General features: G+C 63.1%; 17 protein-coding genes. 11 read left to right on the forward strand and 6 right to left on the reverse strand.

Annotated elements, in window-relative coordinates:
* Positions 1-281: 281 nt before the first annotated feature.
* From NKJ67_RS34700 to NKJ67_RS34710, 3 genes are all read right to left on the reverse strand, one after another.
* On the reverse strand, positions 282-920 hold the full coding sequence (locus tag NKJ67_RS34700; protein WP_127268419.1) for an MBL fold metallo-hydrolase: 639 nt from the start codon (positions 918-920) through the stop codon (positions 282-284).
* A 137-nt stretch (positions 921-1,057) separates the two neighbouring features.
* Complete coding sequence (locus tag NKJ67_RS34705; RefSeq protein WP_023809804.1) at positions 1,058-1,375, reverse strand: hypothetical protein; 318 nt, start codon at positions 1,373-1,375, stop codon at positions 1,058-1,060.
* A gap of 145 nt (positions 1,376-1,520) precedes the next feature.
* Positions 1,521-2,414 carry a branched-chain amino acid aminotransferase gene (locus tag NKJ67_RS34710; protein WP_127268418.1) on the reverse strand — a complete coding sequence of 298 codons (894 nt, stop codon included), beginning with the start codon at positions 2,412-2,414 and terminating at the stop codon, positions 1,521-1,523.
* A 246-nt stretch (positions 2,415-2,660) separates the two neighbouring features.
* Between NKJ67_RS34710 and NKJ67_RS34715 the strand changes: the two genes are divergently transcribed.
* The 4 genes from NKJ67_RS34715 (at position 2,661) to NKJ67_RS34730 (ending at position 6,608) form a co-directional block, all read left to right on the forward strand.
* Positions 2,661-3,194 carry a MarR family winged helix-turn-helix transcriptional regulator gene (locus tag NKJ67_RS34715; protein WP_027039379.1) on the forward strand — a complete coding sequence of 178 codons (534 nt, stop codon included), beginning with the start codon at positions 2,661-2,663 and terminating at the stop codon, positions 3,192-3,194.
* Positions 3,181-3,900, forward strand: a complete 720-nt coding sequence (locus NKJ67_RS34720; protein ID WP_013530014.1) for a response regulator — start codon at positions 3,181-3,183, stop codon at positions 3,898-3,900. The genes NKJ67_RS34715 and NKJ67_RS34720 overlap by 14 nt, the downstream gene beginning before the upstream one ends.
* Before the next feature lie 49 nt (positions 3,901-3,949).
* Positions 3,950-5,365 (forward strand): ATP-binding protein, encoded by a 1,416-nt coding sequence (locus tag NKJ67_RS34725; RefSeq protein WP_127268417.1) that lies wholly within the window; start codon positions 3,950-3,952, stop codon positions 5,363-5,365.
* 220 nt (positions 5,366-5,585) lie between these two features.
* A complete protein-coding gene (locus NKJ67_RS34730) occupies positions 5,586-6,608 on the forward strand; it encodes a glycosyltransferase family 4 protein (RefSeq protein ID WP_352585827.1) in 1,023 nt (340 codons plus the stop codon).
* Here the strand turns inward: NKJ67_RS34730 and NKJ67_RS34735 are convergent.
* From NKJ67_RS34735 to NKJ67_RS34745, 3 genes are all read right to left on the reverse strand, one after another.
* Positions 6,605-6,964 carry a tRNA-binding protein gene (locus NKJ67_RS34735; RefSeq protein ID WP_127261686.1) on the reverse strand — a complete coding sequence of 120 codons (360 nt, stop codon included), beginning with the start codon at positions 6,962-6,964 and terminating at the stop codon, positions 6,605-6,607. The genes NKJ67_RS34730 and NKJ67_RS34735 overlap by 4 nt on opposite strands.
* A gap of 27 nt (positions 6,965-6,991) precedes the next feature.
* Positions 6,992-7,492 carry a type III secretion system chaperone family protein gene (locus NKJ67_RS34740; RefSeq protein WP_013893499.1) on the reverse strand — a complete coding sequence of 167 codons (501 nt, stop codon included), beginning with the start codon at positions 7,490-7,492 and terminating at the stop codon, positions 6,992-6,994.
* 346 nt (positions 7,493-7,838) lie between these two features.
* Positions 7,839-8,141 carry an accessory factor UbiK family protein gene (locus NKJ67_RS34745; protein ID WP_013530008.1) on the reverse strand — a complete coding sequence of 101 codons (303 nt, stop codon included), beginning with the start codon at positions 8,139-8,141 and terminating at the stop codon, positions 7,839-7,841.
* Positions 8,142-8,309: 168 nt separating this feature from the next.
* On the opposite strand from NKJ67_RS34745, the gene lgt reads away from it, so the two are divergent.
* The 7 genes from lgt (at position 8,310) to NKJ67_RS34780 (ending at position 14,106) form a co-directional block, all read left to right on the forward strand.
* Positions 8,310-9,164, forward strand: a complete 855-nt coding sequence (gene lgt, locus NKJ67_RS34750) for a prolipoprotein diacylglyceryl transferase (protein WP_127396991.1) — start codon at positions 8,310-8,312, stop codon at positions 9,162-9,164.
* A complete protein-coding gene (locus NKJ67_RS34755) occupies positions 9,161-10,249 on the forward strand; it encodes a class I SAM-dependent methyltransferase (protein WP_127809535.1) in 1,089 nt (362 codons plus the stop codon). The genes lgt and NKJ67_RS34755 overlap by 4 nt, the downstream gene beginning before the upstream one ends.
* Positions 10,250-10,356: 107 nt before the next feature.
* Positions 10,357-11,151, forward strand: coding sequence for a peptidoglycan editing factor PgeF (gene pgeF / locus NKJ67_RS34760; protein ID WP_352585830.1), 795 nt, complete (start codon positions 10,357-10,359; stop codon positions 11,149-11,151).
* Positions 11,151-12,302, forward strand: coding sequence for a M24 family metallopeptidase (locus tag NKJ67_RS34765; protein ID WP_127270541.1), 1,152 nt, complete (start codon positions 11,151-11,153; stop codon positions 12,300-12,302). Before pgeF ends, NKJ67_RS34765 begins: the two co-directional genes overlap by 1 nt.
* A 43-nt stretch (positions 12,303-12,345) precedes the next feature.
* Positions 12,346-12,933 (forward strand): hypothetical protein, encoded by a 588-nt coding sequence (locus tag NKJ67_RS34770; RefSeq protein WP_127321245.1) that lies wholly within the window; start codon positions 12,346-12,348, stop codon positions 12,931-12,933.
* 42 nt (positions 12,934-12,975) lie between these two features.
* A complete protein-coding gene (locus NKJ67_RS34775) occupies positions 12,976-13,107 on the forward strand; it encodes a hypothetical protein (protein WP_256747485.1) in 132 nt (43 codons plus the stop codon).
* Between the two features lie 63 nt (positions 13,108-13,170).
* Entirely contained in the window at positions 13,171-14,106 is a 936-nt protein-coding gene (locus tag NKJ67_RS34780) for a ribose-phosphate pyrophosphokinase (protein ID WP_013530002.1), read from the forward strand.
* Positions 14,107-14,202: the final 96 nt, after the last annotated feature.

A 14,202-nucleotide genomic window follows, 5' to 3' on the forward strand; every position in this document is an offset into this window, starting at 1 on the left:
TCTGTTCAGGGGCGGGTCGCTTCAACATGACCCAGTGAATCAAAAACCCCCAGCAAATGCCAGGGGTTTGTCAGCAGTCTGAAAGCGCTGACCGCAAGGTCAGCGCTTTTTTGTTTGGAGCATCACAGGATTGGGGCAGGCGAATATCGGCACGCCCTACAGCAATTCCAGGAAAAGTGTGAAACGGTTTCCCGGGAAAGCGCAAAGCGCTTTCCCTTGGAAATTGAGTCAGAACAAAGGGTCAGAGCGGCCCCGCCGTTTCCGTGAAATGGTGAATTGCTCTAAACGAGAAAAGGATTGGTCCGCCTCTCCTCGCCAAAACGTCCGCCGGGACCGTGGCCGCAGATGAAGCCGATGTCGTCGCCGAGCGGCAGGAGTTTGTCCTTGATCGAAGCGATCAGTGCCGCATGGTCGCCACCCGGCAGGTCGGTGCGGCCGACCGAGCCGCGGAACAGCACGTCGCCGACATGGGCGAACTTGGCCGCGCGGTTGTAATAGACGACGTGACCTGGTGCATGGCCGGGGCAGTGCAGCACCTCGAACACATGGCCGCCGAACGACACGGTCTCGCCTTCGGACAGGAACCGGTCGGGCACGCAGTTGCGCGCTCCGGCGATGCCGTAGCGCTTGCCCTGGTTTTCCAGATTGTCGAGCAGCGACTTGTCGGCCTCATGCGGACCGATGATCTCGACGCCGAGCGCCTCCTTCAACTCCATTGCGCCGCCGGCATGGTCGATGTGGCCATGCGTTATCCAGATCGCCCCGGCTGAGATCGCATTGTCCTTCAGCACCGCCAGCACCTTGTCGATATCGCCGCCAGGATCGACGACGACGCCATGCTTGTCATCCATGTCGAACAGGATGGTGCAATTCTGCTGGAACGGTGTGACCGGCACGATGCCGGCATTGAGCTGACCCATGATCGTCCTTTCGATGTTCACGGGTGATGTAGAGGCGCGGATAAAGGGCGTCCACCCTCGAAAGGCGAACATCGGTAGCTCCGAAAACGGAAATGGGCGGCCGAAGCCGCCCATTTGAAAAGACCGAAACGGCCCGCCTACTTCTTCATGGCGCCCATGACCGCGCCGAGAATGGCGGTCAGGATCGCGCCGCCGCCGGCGCCGCCGACGATGTTCTGCAGGTTCAGCGCGCTGCCGAGACCGCTCGTTGCTGCTGCCGCAGCCGCCGGATCGACCGCACCGCCACCCAGCAGGCTGCCGAGGATCGCCGCACCGCCGACGCCGCCAATGGCTCCGCCCAGGATTTTGGGAAGCTGACCCATCGCCGCCGTCTTGAGCGCCGCACCGACCGCCTGACCACCGATGACGCCAGTAATCACCTGTATGATGATCGGAAGAAGCGTGTTCATGTCCATATGATTAGTCCCTCCATAGCTGTCAGCCTCCCGGGCCGACACCATCATGAGACGCCGAATTGGACGAAAGTCAAATGCAGAAACGCTGAAATAAAAGGGGCGGCCCGAAAACCGCCCCTACTTCCTAAAAAAGCTGTGACTTTCGTTATTCTGCGGCGATCGCGTGCTTGGGCTGAACGGCCGCAGAATAGTCATTCATAAGATTCTTGGCTATTTCGCCGACCTCGAATCGGTAAGGCCCGATCTCGGAAACCGGCGTCACTTCCGCTGCCGTCCCGGTCAGGAAGCACTGCTCGAAGCTTTCCAGCTCTTCCGGCAGGATGGCGCGTTCAATCACCTCCAGGCCGCGATCCTTGGCCAGCCCAATGACCGTGCGGCGGGTGATGCCGTCGAGGAAGCAGTCGGGCTTTGGTGTGTGGATCTTGCCCTCCTTGACGAAGAAGATGTTGGCTCCGGTCGCTTCGGCGACCTGGCCACGCCAGTCGAGCATCATGGCGTCGGCATAGCCCTTGGCCTCGGCGGCGTGCTTGGACATGGTGCAGATCATGTAGAGGCCGGCGGCCTTCGACCTGGAAGGCGCGGTGCGCGGGTCGGGCCGTCGCCATTCCGCCACATCGAGACGGATGCCTTTCAGCTTCTGTGCAGGATCGAAATAGCTCGGCCATTGCCAGATGGCGATGGCACAGTTGATGCGGTTGTTCTGCGCCGAGACGCCCATCTGCTCACTGCCGCGCCAGGCAATCGGCCGGACATAGGCGTCCTGGAAACCCTGCTTCTTGAGAAGCGTGGATGAGGCGTCGTTGAGCTCGGCCACCGTATAGGGGATATTGAAACCGAGCAGGCGTGCCGATTCATGCAGGCGCTCGGTGTGTTCGTTGAGCTTGAAGATCTCGCCGCCATAGGCGCGTTCTCCCTCGAAAACGGCGCTGGCGTAATGCAGCCCGTGCGTCAGCACATGGATCTTGGCGTCACCCCATTGGACGAATTCGCCGTTCATCCAGATGGAGCCATCGAGTTGATCGAAGGGAACGGATGCCATGGTAACCTCCCACGGGCGGCAGCCCGGATACTTGTATCGTTGTGTGTTTCGTGTCGGCCGCCCAAAGCGGCTTTTATGGTGGAGCGTAGGCGGATAATTGCGCTCTGGCAAACTTAGGAAATTCCGGAAAAACCGGCTTCCCTTGCCTTTTCGTTCGCAATCCGCCCAAAAGCTTGTCAAAAATTACCATTGCAGGGAAATTACGTCAATAGTACTGACATAATCTCTCTTTCCCACGGAGAAATAATGACGGATCGAAGCCCAGCCGCAGGAAAACCGATCAGGACCGCGATGTCGGTCGAGGACGGCATCGACTTCGCCATTATCGAGCTGCTCTTCTTTGCCTATCGTGACTTCACCTCCGATCCGGACCAGATCCTGGCCGACTACGGCTTTGGCCGGGCCCACCACCGGGTGCTGCATTTCGTCAACCGCAGGCCGGGCCTGACGGTAGCCGAACTGCTCGACGTGCTGAAGATCACCAAACAGAGCTTGGCCCGTGTGCTCAAGCAGTTGATCGACACCGACCATGTCGTGCAGTTGCAAGGTCCGCGCGACCGCCGACAGCGCGAACTTTATCCGACCGCCAAAGGCCGTGCGCTGGCGCTGGCGCTGGCGCGGCCACAGTCGCGCCGCATCCATGCTGCATTGGGGGATTCCGGAGTAACCGAACGGACCTTGGTGGAACGGTTCCTCGAAGCGATGGTCAATCCGGAACTGAGGGCGCAGATCGACGTTGGGTCCGCAAAAATGTCAGGGAAAAGCCATGGAGAGCACTGAACGGGTCGATCACGCGGCCGCGCCGGACGACGACGCGCCGCATCTGCTTGTCGTCGACGACGACACCCGCATCCGCAATCTTCTCAAGCAGTATCTGACCGAAAACGGCTTTCGCGTCACCGTCGCCGGCAATGCCGGCGAAGCCAGGCGCAAGCTTGCCGGCCTCGACTTCGACCTTCTGGTGCTGGACGTCATGATGCCCGGTGAAACGGGCGTCGACCTGACCAAGTCGCTGCGAGCCGAAAAGAACGTACCGATCCTGATGCTGACGGCCCTGTCGGAGACCGACAGCCGCATCTCAGGGCTTGAGGCCGGCGCCGACGACTACCTGCCGAAGCCGTTCGATCCGCGCGAGCTGATCCTGCGCATCAACAACATCCTTCGCCGTGGTGGCCCGGCGACCACGCCCAAGGTCGAGCAGCTGGTCTTCGGCCCCTACACCTTCCAGATCGCCCGGCGCGAGTTGAAGCGTGGCGGCGAGGCGCTGAAGCTGACCGACCGCGAGCAGGAGATCCTGGCGATCTTCGCGGCAAGGGCCGGCGAGACGATACCCCGCCACGAGCTTGTCGGTGACGATTCGGAGGTCGGCGAGCGCACCATCGACGTCCAGATCAACCGGCTGCGCCGCAAGATCGAGCGCGATCCGTCCAACCCGGTCTGGCTGCAGACCGTGCGCGGTATTGGGTATCGGCTCAGCGTGGAATAGAATGCCGCCTGCGGCCTGCTGAGCGGCTGCGGGCAAGCGAAATGAGCGAATGGCAACCACGGAACTGGAACAGCCGGGCAATGGCGGCTTGAGCGTACGCGCCGCGCGGACGCTGAAGGCGGTGCCGCGCGCCTGGAACCGCTTCTGGCGCCTCGTCTCGCTGTATATGCCCAAGCGGCTCTATGCTCGCTCGCTGATCATCGTCATCGCGCCGATGATACTGCTGCAATCGGTCGTCGCCTTCGTCTTCATGGAACGTCATTGGGCAACCGTGACGCAGCGCCTGTCGCAGGCCACCGTGCGCGACATCGCCGCCATCATCGACCTGATCGAAACCTATCCGCGCGATGCCGACTACACCAACATCATACGCATCGCCCAGGACCGCATGCAGTTGAAGGTCGACCTCCTGCCGCCCGACCCGCTGCCCGCGCCCGGCCCAAAACCGTTTTTCTCGATTTTGGATGATGTTCTCTCGTCGGAGATCACCCGCCAGATCAACCGCCCGTTCTGGATCGACACGGTCGGCAACTCCAACATCGTCGAGGTGCGCGTGCAGCTCGAGGGCAAGGTGCTGCGCGTCTTCGTGCGCCGCAGCCAGGCCTATGCCTCCAACACCCACATCTTCCTTATCTGGATGGTCGGCACCTCGCTGGTGCTCCTGATGATCGCCATTCCCTTCCTGCGCAACCAGATCCGGCCGATCCTGATGCTTGCCGAAGCCGCCGAAAGTTTCGGCAAGGGCCGGCCGATGCCGCGTGACTTCCGGCCGCGCGGCGCCGAGGAGGTTCGCCGCGCCGGCTTTGCCTTCATGCAGATGCGCGAACGCATCGAGCGCCAGATCGAGCAGCGCACCGCCATGCTGACCGGCGTCAGTCATGACCTGCGAACCATCCTCACCCGCTTCAAGCTGCAGTTGGCGCTTTCCGGCGGCAAGGCCGAGACCAAGGCCGCGCTCGACCAGGACATCGACGACATGCAGTCGATGCTCGAAGGCTATCTCGCCTTTGCCCGTGGCGAGGCTTCGGAAGACGCCGGACGGTTCGATCTCGAGGCCTATTTCGAAAAGCTCGGCGAGGAAGCCAGGCTGCGCAAGCGCAAGCTGTCGACGACGCTTGCCGGAGACCCCGATGTGCATGTGCGGCCGAACGCCTTTGCCCGATTGATGTCCAACGTCATCGGCAACGCCTTCCGCTATGCCAAGACGGTGGAAGTCAACGCCACCCATGGCCGCGGCTCGCTGCTGGTCACCATCGACGACGATGGTCCGGGCATCCCCGCCGACCGGCGCGAAGACGTGTTCAAACCCTTCGTACGGCTCGACGAGGCCCGCAACCTCGATGCCAGCGGCACCGGGCTCGGCCTGTCGATCGCCCGCGACATCGCCCGTTCCCATGGCGGCGACATCACCCTTGAAGACAGCCCGCTCGGCGGACTGCGCGCTATCATCAAGGTTCCCGCATAACCGGCACGATACCGAAAAGTGGAAACCGGCTTCATCCGCCCGTCATGAAACCATGATCAAGAACGCGCATGAAGCGCGCGACCTCAATTGATTCGGCCTTGCCGCCTCACTTCGACCCCGTGCCCGTCCGGGTGCGCTGGAGCGAAGCGAGAGCAGCGGGCTGGTCGCCGTTCCGGCATCGTCTCAAGGCAACCGTCGACCTTTCCTGCAAAGGGCCGCCATGCGCATATTGATGGTCACCGATGCCTGGCGGCCGCAGGTTAACGGCGTTGTCCACACGCTGGAGCGGCTCACCGAGACGCTGAAATCTTTCGATGTCGCCGTGGATTTCCTGACGCCGAACATCTTTCGCACCCTGCCCTTGCCGACCTATCCCGACATCAGGCTGGCGCTGACCACGCCCGGCCATGTCGCGCGCCTGATCGACGCAGGCAAGGCCGACCACATCCACATCGTCACCGAAGGACCGCTCGGCATCATGGCGCGGCGCTATTGCCGCAATGCCGGCCGGCCGTTCACCACCAGCTATCACACGCGCTTCCCCGAATATCTCAGCGCACGGCTGCCGGTGCCGGAAAGCTGGGCCTATCGCTGGCTGCGCGATTTCCACAATTCCGGCCAAGGCACGCTGGTCGCCACCCAGTCGCTCGCAGACGACCTCTCGGCGCGCGGCTTCACCAAGCTGCGGCCGTGGACGCGCGGCGTCGACACCGATCATTTCCGGCCCGACAAGAAGAAGGATCTCGGCTTCCCGGGCCCGGTCTTCCTCTGCGTCGGCCGCGTCGCCATCGAAAAGAACCTCTCCGCCTTCCTCGACCTCGACCTGCCGGGCAGCAAGGTGGTCGTCGGCGAAGGCCCTGAGCTTGCCAGGCTGAAGGCAAAATATCCGCAAGCGCATTTCCTCGGCCATCGCCCCAACGACGAACTGGCCGAGATCTATGCCTCGGCCGATGTCTTCGTCTTCCCGAGCCGCACCGACACGTTCGGCAACGTCATCATCGAGGCATTGGCCAGCGGCACGCCGGTTGCCGCCTATCCGGTGACCGGGCCGATCGACATTGTCGGCGACGGCTTTGGCGGCGCGGTCTCCAACGATCTGCGCGAGGCCTCGCTTGCCGCGCTCAATGTAGACCGTGCCGAAGCACGCGAACGCGCCATGCGCTACAGCTGGAAGGCTTGTGCAGAGATGTTCCTCGACACGGTCGAGGAAGCGCTGGGAACGACGCGCAAGCTGGCGGCCTAAAACAACCTGCCGCCATCCGGCACCTTGCGCTCGATCGCGCCGAGCACCACCGCGCCCTCTTCGTCGGGAAAGCCGAGCGTCAGCACTTCCGACATGAATGGACCGATCTGGCGCGGCGGGAAATTGACCACCGCGAACACCTGCCGGCCGATCAGCGTCTCCGGTGTATAATATTTGGTGATCTGCGCCGACGATTTCTTGATGCCGATGCCGGCGCCGAAATCGATCTTCAGCTTGAATGCGGGCTTGCGCGCCTCGGGAAACGGCTCGGCCTCGACGATCGTGCCGGCGCGGATGTCGACACGATCGAAATCGGCAAAACTGATCTCGGGCTTGCGCTCGCTGTTCGAACTCATCTTGGTTCTTGTCTGCCTTGCGGGGACTCAGGCGTTGCCGTAGGTCTCGAACAGCACGCCGGCCAGGGCGTCCTTGGCCGAGGTTCCCGACCAGACAACGAACTGGAACGCCTGGAAATAGCATTCGCAGGCTTCCAGCGCCGACGACAGCAACACTTCGACCTGCTGGCTCGACGGCTCGACCCCGCCGGCCAGCAGCAGCGACTGGCGGAACATGATCGCGCCCTCCTGCTCCCAGAGGTCGAAATGGCCAAACAGCATCTGCTCGTTGATCAGCGACAAGAGCCGCATCACTTCCAGCGCGCGGGTCTCCGGCACCTTGATGTCGAAGGCGCAGGCAAGGTGCAGCGCCTCGAAATCCTCCATCCACGAGAAGGAGACGTGATAGTCGGTCCAGCTTCCGGCAACCGAGATCGAAATCTCGTCGTCGCCGGCCCGCTCAAAGGACCAGTCGTTGTTGTGGGCCACCTGCTCGATAACATCCACCGGATGGATTTCGCGGGAGAATTCGAGTTCGAGAAGTTCCATGGAATGCTTCCTGTCGTTCTGTACGAGCGCCGCCACACGCTCCGCGGGAGGGCACACACAACGAACAATCTTGTCTAGAACTCGGACGGCCAGGACTTTCTTCGCGCAAAAGACTACCTTCTCGACGCAAAGACCCCAGACCGGACCCCACCGCCCGGTCGCATGACCCTGCTCCGAATCATGCAACAAATTCAGTCTATTGATCGGGAGTCGCGTGAACAGCCCAATTTTTCGCACTGCGTCATTCGCATGTGGAAAGCCGCTGTCACAAAGATTCATGCAATGCCGTTAAGCGATTCACGGCAAAGCGCTTTTCAGGATCGGGCTATGTGGAAAAGTTTAACGATTATTTTTTTGTGCGCGGCTTGGCCGCCGTCGCTGGTGTGGCGTCGCCGGCCAGTTCGGCAAGCTTCGCCTCGAGCGCCTCGATGCGGGCGGCAAGGCGAGTGTTTTCTTCCCGCGCCTTGGCGGCCATCTCGCGCGCGGCTTCGAACTCTTCGCGCTGCACCACGTCCATGGTGTTGAGAATGCGTTCGGCCTGCCCCTTGAAGGCCGTCTCCACCTCCCGGCGCACGCCCTGGGCGGCGCCGGCGGCGTCGGTCATCAGCTTGGCGAATTCATCGAGAATGCGGTTCGGTCCGGTCGACATGGCAAATCCTCGCGCTTGCACAAATTGACGTAGTGGCGCTGCGCGTCGAATGCAAGCATGTTGCGCCGCGCTGCGGCATCAAGTCGAGGGCGCCCACCTTGCCTTGACCCTGCCAAAACCCTGCCGCATGGTCCGCGCGCAAACGCGTTTCGCAATGAGAGTTCCCCGTTGAACGAATATTTCCTGCTGCCGCTGGCCTCCTTGCCCTTCCCCAACATCAACCCGATCCTCATCCAGATCGGGCCGCTGGCGGTGCACTGGTATGGCGTCGGCTATATCGTCGGCATCCTGTTTGCCTGGTGGTACGCCAAGCGGCTCGCCGCCAATGCCAGGCTGTGGCCGAACGGCGTCCTGCCGATGAAGCCGGAGGATCTCGACGACTTCATCGTCTGGGCGGCCATCGGCGTCGTGCTCGGCGGCCGCACCGGCTATGTGCTGTTCTATGATCTGCCACGCTACATCGCCCACCCGCTCGATATCTTGGCGGTCTGGCAAGGCGGTATGTCGTTCCATGGCGGCCTGCTTGGCGTCATCCTCGCCATGACGCTGTTTTCCATCAAGCGCGGCATCCGCACCTGGTCGCTGTTTGACGTCGTGGCGGCCGGCGTGCCGGTCGGCCTTGGCCTGGTGCGCGTCGCCAACTTCATCAACTCCGAGCTGTGGGGGCGCCCAACCGACGTGCCCTGGGCTTTCGAATTCCCCAATGGCGGGCCGTTTGCCCGTCACCCGAGCCAGCTCTACGAGGCGCTTCTCGAAGGCGTGGTGCTGTTCCTCGTGCTGCGCATTCTCACCCATTCGCGCCTCAAGCTGAAGACGCCGCGCTTCGTCGGCGGCGCCTTCATCTGCGGCTACGGCCTGTCGCGCATTTTTGTCGAGTTCTTCCGCGAGCCCGACCAGCAGCTCGGCTACCTCCTCGGCACCAACTGGCTGACCATGGGCATGATCCTGTCGACGCCGATGGTGCTGGCCGGCATCTGGGCGATGCTGACCGCCAAGCCGGTGACGCAGCCGCAGCCGGCATGACACGGCTGAAGACCCGCATCGTCGACCTGATCGAGGCCCTGGGGCCGATACCGATCAACGAATACATGGCGATGTGCCTGTTCGACCCGGCGGACGGCTACTACACGACGCGCGAGCCTTTTGGTGCGGCCGGTGACTTCATCACCGCGCCGGAGATCAGCCAGATGTTCGGCGAATTGGTCGCCGTGTGGATGTACCAGGCGTGGCAGGCGAGCGGCCGGCCGCTGCCGGCCACCATCGCCGAGATCGGCCCCGGCCGCGGCACGCTGATGAAGGACATGCTGCGTACGCTGTCGCGGCTCGATCCTGATCTGGCCAGCGGCGCCACCTTCGCCATGATCGAGACCAGCCCGCGCCTGACCGAGGTGCAAAAGCAGACGCTTGGCGCCACACCCTTCGCGGTTGGCTGGCATGAAACCATCGAGACCTTGCCGCAGCAACCGCTGTTCATCGTCGGCAACGAACTGTTCGACGCCGTGCCCATCCGCCAGTTCCTCCGCGCCGGCGCCGGCTGGCGCGAGCGCGTGGTCGGCCTCGACGAGACCAACGACCTTTGCTTCTTCGCCGGCGCCGGCTCGGTCGACCCGACGCTGCTGCCCGCCGATGCCACCCAAGCGCCGCAAGGTTCGATCGCCGAAGTGGCGCCTGCCCGCACCGCGCTCATGGCAACGATCGCCGAGCGCATATCCAGGCATGGCGGCGCTGGCCTGTTTCTCGACTATGGCCATCTCCAGCCGGGTGTCGGGGACACGCTGCAGGCCTTGCGCAGCCACGATCACGAAGATGTGCTGGCCAATCCCGGTGAGGCCGACCTCACCTCCCATGTCGATTTCGCCGCCCTGGCCGCGATCGTGCGTGCACATGGCCTCGAAGCCCATCTGACGACACAGGGCGACTTCCTGCTCGGCATGGGCATCCTCGAGCGCGCCGGCCGGCTTGGCGCCGATGCCGGCCAGGCGGCGCGCGAAAGGATCGCCGGCGACGTCGAGCGCCTCGCAGGGCCGCAAGCCATGGGCGAGCTGTTCAAGGTGCTTGCGGTACTGCCTCGCGGCGTGGCGGTTCGGCCCTTCGCCGGGGCGGATTGACTTTTTACCGCTGCCCCTCCCAATCTCCCGTCCGCGCTTTGCAGCGCCTGTTCTCGACCAAGCACCTTCTTCTTGACGAAACCGCCCACACGGACAACAACGCCCGCATGCTGAATCAGACCAAACCGGATCCCGTTCGGTCGCCGCTGCTGGACAAGGCGCAGGTACAAGGCATCCGCCACGGCTATTTCACCCGCATCGGCGGTGTCTCCGGCGGCATCTACCAGGGCCTCAACATCGGCACCGGATCGAATGACGACCAGGCGCTGGTCGCAGAGAACCGCGGCCGCGTCGCCGCCTGGATGGGCGTGCCGGCGAACCATCTGTTGACCGCCTGGCAAATCCATTCGCCCGACGTCATCATCGCCAGGGAGCCCTTTGCCGGCGAGCGGCCCAAGGCAGACGCCATCGTCACCGACCGGCCGGGCATCGCCATCGGCGCCTCAACCGCCGATTGCGGTCCCGTGCTGTTCGCGGATGCTGAGGCGCGCATCATCGGCGCCGCGCATGCCGGCTGGAAAGGCGCGTTCACCGGCGTGCTCGAAAACACCATCCTGGCGATGGAAAGCCTCGGCGCCCGGCGCCAAAACATCATCGCCGTGCTAGGCCCCTCCATCGGCCCTGATAACTACGAGGTCGGCCCGGAATTCGTCGCCCGCTTTGTCGAAGCCGATGCCGAAAATATCCTCTATTTCGCGCCGTCCGCCAATGCCGGCCATGCCATGTTCGACCTCAACCGCTACACGGTTGACCGGCTGGCCGAGGCCGGCGTGACGGCTGAAGGCCTCGACCGCTGCACTTACGCCGAGGAAGGCCTGTTCTACTCCTACCGGCGCACCACGCATCGCAAGGAGCCCGATTACGGCCGGCAGGTTTCGGCAATCGTCTTGGAGAGGGAATAATGGCGCTGCATTTTGAACGATCTGAATTTGACGCGCGGCGCGACCGGCTGATCATCGAGATGGCCGAAAAAAAGCTTGATGCCATCCTGCTGTTCGCGCAGGAAAGCATGTACTGGCTGACCGGCTACGACACGTTCGGCTTCTGCTTCTTCCAGTGCCTGGTGGTGAAGGCCGACGGTTCGATGGTGCTGCTGACCCGCTCGGCCGACCTGCGCCAGGCGCGTCAGACCTCGATTATCGACAACATCGTCTTGTGGACGGACCGTAATGGCGCCAATCCGGCGGTCGACCTGCGCAATCTGCTCAACGAACTCGACCTGCTCGGCGCCCGCATCGGTGTCGAATACGACACCCATGGCCTGACCGCGTTCAATGGCCGCCGCCTCGACGAGCAGTTGCAGACCTTCGGCCAGATCGCCGATGCGTCCGGAATTGTCGGGCGGCTGCGCCTGTTCAAGAGTCCGGCCGAGATCGCCAAGGCCGAGAAGGCCGCCAATCTCTCCGACGACGCGCTCGACGCGGCGCTGCCGCTGATCAAGCAAGGTGGCGACGAAGCCCTGATCCTGGCCGCCATGCAGGGTGCGATCTTTGCCGGCGGCGGCGACTATCCGGCCAACGAATTCATCATCGGCTCCGGCGTCGATGCGCTGCTGTGCCGCTACAAGGCCGGCCGCCGCAAGCTCACCAAAAATGACCAGCTGACGCTCGAATGGGCCGGCGTCTTCAACCACTACCACGCACCGATGATGCGCACGGTGCTGACCGGCAAGGTTTCGAAGCGCCATCAGGAATTGTTCGACGCCGCCCGCGCGGCACTCCTGGCTGTCGAAAAGGCGATGACGCCGGGCAACAGCTTCGGCGACGTCTTCGATGCGCATGCCCGCACCATGGAGGCACACGGCCTGACCAAGCACCGGCTGAACGCCTGCGGCTATTCGGTCGGCGCCCGCTTCACCCCGTCCTGGATGGACATGCCGATGTTCTACCAGGGCAATCCCGAACCGATCGCGCCCAACATGACGCTGTTCGCCCATATGATCATCATGGACTCCGATACCGAGACGGCGATGACGCTTGGCCGCACCTACCTGACCACCGAATCCCAGCCCAAGCCGCTGTCCCGCCATGATCTCGACTTGATCGTACAGTGAATCCACAATGGGAGGCGTTCTTCGCCAAGGAGTTAGAAGGCAAATGAGACGATCGCATGTGACGACCGTGTCATTGCTTGTGGCATTGGCTCTTGCCGCCTGCACCAACGCAAAGGACGTGCTCGAACCGTCGGCGATCACTCCGCCGGCGACGTCGACCCAGACGCTGCCCGCCACCAGCACGGCGGGCGCTCCCGCAACCACCGCCGCACCGGTCACATCAGCCCAAAGCGCTGCCATCCTGTCGAAGACCCGCCTGCAGATCGCGCCGATCGTCGGCGCTTCGGTGGAAGCCGCGACACCTCTTACGGCGGAGTTGCAGACCCGCGCCAGGCAGCGCGGTATCACGCTCGCCGGCAGCGCCGACCAGACCGTGACACATGTGCTGAAGGGCTATTTCTCGACGATGTCGGAAGGCGCCGACACCACCGTCATCTATGTCTGGGATGTCTATGACCCCGCCGGCAACCGGCTGCACCGCATCAATGGTCAGCAGAAGGCCCCGTCGGTCAATTCCGGCGCCAGCGCGGGCGGCGACAGCTGGAAGGGGGTCTCGCCGGCCACCATGCAGACGATCGCCGACCAGACCATCGACCAATTCGCGGCCTGGCTCGGCGGCAAGGCGGGCTAGAGGCATCGGACCCAAAAGTGGAGACGGTTTTGGGAAAATCCGATGCCCAACGAGAAGAAGGAGCAGCGCAAGTCCGCTGCTCCCTGTTGCAGCCCGGCGATGGCGCGGAGCTTTCTTGAGTTTAGCCGGCGGATTCCCGATCTCGGCGCTTGCAATACCGGCGCGGGCCGCTAAAAGCCCGGTTAAAGGGCGCAAGCGAGTCCGTCAGGTCTCATCATCCTCCACCAGGAACCGTGCATGAAACTCTTCGCGGGCAATTCCAACAGGGTGCTGGCCGAAGCGGTCGCCCGGTACCTCAACGTCCCGCTGGGCAAAGCCACGGTCAGGCGCTTCGCCGACCAGGAAATCTTCGTCGAAATCCAGGAAAACGTGCGCGGCGAGGATGTCTTCATCCTGCAATCGACCTCGTTCCCGACCAACGATCATTTGATGGAATTGCTCATCATGATCGATGCCTTCATGCGTTCCTCGGCCAAGCGCATCACGGCGGTCATCCCCTATTTCGGCTACGCCAGGCAGGACCGCCGCGCCTCCGGCCGCACGCCGATCTCGGCCAAGCTGGTCGCCAACATGATCACCCGCGCCGGTGTCGACCGCGTTCTGACACTTGACCTGCATGCCGGCCAGATCCAGGGCTTCTTCGATATTCCGACCGACAATCTGTTTTCCGTGCCGGTGATGGCCCGCGACGTGAAGGCCAAATACAAGCAACTCGGCAACGTCGTGGTGGTCTCGCCCGACATTGGCGGCGTGGTCCGCGCCCGTGCGCTGGCCAAGCGCTTCGATGCGCAACTGGCCATCGTCGACAAGCGCCGCGAACGGCCCGGTGAATCGGAAGTCATGAACATCATCGGCGCGGTCGCCGGCAAGGATTGCCTGCTGATCGACGACATCGTCGATTCCGGCGGCACGCTGTGCAACGCCGCCGATGCACTGCTGGCCAACGGCGCCACCAGTGTCACCGCCTACATCACCCACGGTGTGCTGTCGGGCGGTGCGGTTGCCCGCATCAGCGGCTCGAAGCTGCAGGAACTGGTGATCACCGATTCCATCCAGCCCACCCAGGGCGTGCTCGACGCGCCCAACATCCGCGTCATCTCGATCGCCGACCTCATGGGCGAAGCCATTTCGCGCACCGCGACCGAGGAATCGGTGTCGAGCCTGTTCGACTAGAGCAATTCCAGCTAGCCCGGATATCTCACACAGTCTTTCGGCGCGAGGCTGGCGGCAGCGATTTTGCCGGCGCTTGAGCTGCGGGCAAGGGATGTC

The organism is Mesorhizobium sp. M0088 (genome assembly GCF_040322895.1).
Taxonomy (GTDB): domain Bacteria; phylum Pseudomonadota; class Alphaproteobacteria; order Rhizobiales; family Rhizobiaceae; genus Mesorhizobium.

Coding starts and splice junctions, on each gene's coding strand:
- NKJ67_RS34700 (WP_127268419.1), bottom strand. CDS start 920: ATGGGTCAGCTCAATGCCGGCATCGTGCCGGTCACACCGTTCCAGCAG.
- NKJ67_RS34705 (WP_023809804.1), bottom strand. CDS start 1,375: ATGGACATGAACACGCTTCTTCCGATCATCATACAGGTGATTACTGGC.
- NKJ67_RS34710 (WP_127268418.1), bottom strand. CDS start 2,414: ATGGCATCCGTTCCCTTCGATCAACTCGATGGCTCCATCTGGATGAAC.
- NKJ67_RS34715 (WP_027039379.1), top strand. CDS start 2,661: ATGACGGATCGAAGCCCAGCCGCAGGAAAACCGATCAGGACCGCGATG.
- NKJ67_RS34720 (WP_013530014.1), top strand. CDS start 3,181: ATGGAGAGCACTGAACGGGTCGATCACGCGGCCGCGCCGGACGACGAC.
- NKJ67_RS34725 (WP_127268417.1), top strand. CDS start 3,950: ATGGCAACCACGGAACTGGAACAGCCGGGCAATGGCGGCTTGAGCGTA.
- NKJ67_RS34730 (WP_352585827.1), top strand. CDS start 5,586: ATGCGCATATTGATGGTCACCGATGCCTGGCGGCCGCAGGTTAACGGC.
- NKJ67_RS34735 (WP_127261686.1), bottom strand. CDS start 6,964: ATGAGTTCGAACAGCGAGCGCAAGCCCGAGATCAGTTTTGCCGATTTC.
- NKJ67_RS34740 (WP_013893499.1), bottom strand. CDS start 7,492: ATGGAACTTCTCGAACTCGAATTCTCCCGCGAAATCCATCCGGTGGAT.
- NKJ67_RS34745 (WP_013530008.1), bottom strand. CDS start 8,141: ATGTCGACCGGACCGAACCGCATTCTCGATGAATTCGCCAAGCTGATG.
- NKJ67_RS34755 (WP_127809535.1), top strand. CDS start 9,161: ATGACACGGCTGAAGACCCGCATCGTCGACCTGATCGAGGCCCTGGGG.
- pgeF (WP_352585830.1), top strand. CDS start 10,357: ATGCTGAATCAGACCAAACCGGATCCCGTTCGGTCGCCGCTGCTGGAC.
- NKJ67_RS34765 (WP_127270541.1), top strand. CDS start 11,151: ATGGCGCTGCATTTTGAACGATCTGAATTTGACGCGCGGCGCGACCGG.
- NKJ67_RS34770 (WP_127321245.1), top strand. CDS start 12,346: ATGAGACGATCGCATGTGACGACCGTGTCATTGCTTGTGGCATTGGCT.
- NKJ67_RS34775 (WP_256747485.1), top strand. CDS start 12,976: ATGCCCAACGAGAAGAAGGAGCAGCGCAAGTCCGCTGCTCCCTGTTGC.
- NKJ67_RS34780 (WP_013530002.1), top strand. CDS start 13,171: ATGAAACTCTTCGCGGGCAATTCCAACAGGGTGCTGGCCGAAGCGGTC.